The organism is Bacillus sp. NMCN1 (assembly GCF_002998085.1).
In the GTDB taxonomy this organism is placed as follows: Bacteria; Bacillota; Bacilli; order Bacillales; family Bacillaceae; genus Bacillus.
On the sequence record NZ_PVQL01000008.1, the window covers coordinates 1 to 3,070 of the forward strand.

Genomic DNA, 3,070 nt, shown 5'->3' on the forward strand with positions numbered 1-3,070 from the left:
AATGTTCTCTCAAAACTAGATAACAATGTTCAAGCTTCACATTAGAATATAGGTTAAGTCCTCGATCTATTAGTATCTGTCAGCTCCACGTGTCACCACGCTTCCACCTCAGACCTATCAACCTGATCATCTTTCAGGGATCTTACTTCCTTGCGGAATGGGAAATCTCATCTTGAGGGGGGCTTCATGCTTAGATGCTTTCAGCACTTATCCCGTCCGCACATAGCTACCCAGCGATGCCCTTGGCAGAACAACTGGTACACCAGCGGTGCGTCCATCCCGGTCCTCTCGTACTAAGGACAGCTCCTCTCAAATTTCCTGCGCCCGCGACGGATAGGGACCGAACTGTCTCACGACGTTCTGAACCCAGCTCGCGTACCGCTTTAATGGGCGAACAGCCCAACCCTTGGGACCGACTACAGCCCCAGGATGCGATGAGCCGACATCGAGGTGCCAAACCTCCCCGTCGATGTGGACTCTTGGGGGAGATAAGCCTGTTATCCCCGGGGTAGCTTTTATCCGTTGAGCGATGGCCCTTCCATGCGGAACCACCGGATCACTAAGCCCGACTTTCGTCCCTGCTCGACTTGTAGGTCTCGCAGTCAAGCTCCCTTGTGCCTTTACACTCTGCGAATGATTTCCAACCATTCTGAGGGAACCTTTGGGCGCCTCCGTTACATTTTAGGAGGCGACCGCCCCAGTCAAACTGCCCACCTGACACTGTCTCCCTGCCCGATAAGGGCAGCGGGTTAGAAGGTCAATACAGCCAGGGTAGTATCCCACCGATGCCTCCACCGAAGCTAGCGCTCCGGTTTCCAAGGCTCCTACCTATCCTGTACAAGCTGTACCAACATTCAATATCAGGCTGCAGTAAAGCTCCACGGGGTCTTTCCGTCCTGTCGCGGGTAACCTGCATCTTCACAGGTACTATAATTTCACCGAGTCTCTCGTTGAGACAGTGCCCAGATCGTTGCGCCTTTCGTGCGGGTCGGAACTTACCCGACAAGGAATTTCGCTACCTTAGGACCGTTATAGTTACGGCCGCCGTTTACTGGGGCTTCAATTCGCACCTTCGCTTACGCTAAGCGCTCCTCTTAACCTTCCAGCACCGGGCAGGCGTCAGCCCCTATACTTCGCCTTACGGCTTCGCAGAGACCTGTGTTTTTGCTAAACAGTCGCCTGGGCCTATTCACTGCGGCTTCTCGGGGCTTTAACACCCTAAGAAGCACCCCTTCTCCCGAAGTTACGGGGTCATTTTGCCGAGTTCCTTAACGAGAGTTCTCTCGATCACCTTAGGATTCTCTCCTCGCCTACCTGTGTCGGTTTGCGGTACGGGCACCTCTCACCTCGCTAGAGGCTTTTCTTGGCAGTGTGGAATCAGGAACTTCGCTACTAAATTTCGCTCGCCATCACAGCTCAGCCTTTACGGGAAACGGATTTGCCTATTTCCCAGCCTAACTGCTTGGACGCGGATATCCAATACCGCGCTTACCCTATCCTCCTGCGTCCCCCCATTGCTCAAATGGTGAGGAGGTGGTACAGGAATATCAACCTGTTGTCCATCGCCTACGCCTTTCGGCCTCGGCTTAGGTCCCGACTAACCCTGAGCGGACGAGCCTTCCTCAGGAAACCTTAGGCATTCGGTGGACGGGATTCTCACCCGTCTTTCGCTACTCATACCGGCATTCTCACTTCTAAGCGCTCCACCAGTCCTTCCGGTCTGCAGCCCTTAGAACGCTCTCCTACCACTGTTCGTTAGAACAGTCCGCAGCTTCGGTGATACGTTTAGCCCCGGTACATTTTCGGCGCAGAGTCACTCGACCAGTGAGCTATTACGCACTCTTTAAATGGTGGCTGCTTCTAAGCCAACATCCTGGTTGTCTAAGCAACTCCACATCCTTTTCCACTTAACGTATACTTTGGGACCTTAGCTGGCGGTCTGGGCTGTTTCCCTTTCGACTACGGATCTTATCACTCGCAGTCTGACTCCCAAGGATAAGTCATCGGCATTCGGAGTTTGACTGAATTCGGTAACCCGGTAGGGGCCCCTAGTCCAATCAGTGCTCTACCTCCGAGACTCTTACCTTGAGGCTAGCCCTAAAGCTATTTCGGAGAGAACCAGCTATCTCCAGGTTCGATTGGCATTTCACCCCTACCCACACCTCATCCCCGCACTTTTCAACGTGCGTGGGTTCGGGCCTCCATTCAGTGTTACCTGAACTTCACCCTGGACATGGGTAGATCACCTGGTTTCGGGTCTACGACCACGTACTCATGCGCCCTATTCAGACTCGCTTTCGCTGCGGCTCCGCATCTTCTGCTTAACCTTGCACGGGATCGTAACTCGCCGGTTCATTCTACAAAAGGCACGCCATCACCCATTAACGGGCTCTGACTACTTGTAGGCACACGGTTTCAGGATCTATTTCACTCCCCTTCCGGGGTGCTTTTCACCTTTCCCTCACGGTACTGGTTCACTATCGGTCACTAGGGAGTATTTAGCCTTGGGAGATGGTCCTCCCGGATTCCGACGGAATTTCACGTGTTCCGCCGTACTCAGGATCCACTCTGGAGAGAACGACATTTCAGTTACAGGGCTGTTACCTTCTTTGGCGGGCCTTTCCAGACCTCTTCGCTTATATCATTCCTTTGTAACTCCGTATAGAGTGTCCTACAACCCCAAGAGGCAAGCCTCTTGGTTTGGGCTGTTCCCGTTTCGCTCGCCGCTACTCAGGGAATCGCATTTGCTTTCTCTTCCTCCGGGTACTTAGATGTTTCAGTTCCCCGGGTATGCCTTCTCATACTCTATGTATTCAAGTATGGATACTACTCCATTACGAGCAGTGGGTTTCCCCATTCGGAAATCTCCGGATCAAAGCTTGCTTACAGCTCCCCGAAGCATATCGGTGTTCGTCCCGTCCTTCATCGGCTCCTAGTGCCAAGGCATCCACCGTGCGCCCTTTCTAACTTAACCATTTCTTACTTTAGAAAGAATCACTATGTGTGATGAACTTTGCATTGCATTCAATGTGAATGTATTACTTATTGTTATCTAGTTTTCAAAGAACAA

Annotated in this window: 1 rRNA gene; it reads right to left on the minus strand. The window is 52.3% G+C overall.

What is annotated here, in order from left to right:
* Positions 1-49 precede the first annotated feature (49 nt).
* A 23S ribosomal RNA gene (locus C6W21_RS18835) occupies positions 50-2,974 on the minus strand.
* Positions 2,975-3,070 lie beyond the last annotated feature (96 nt).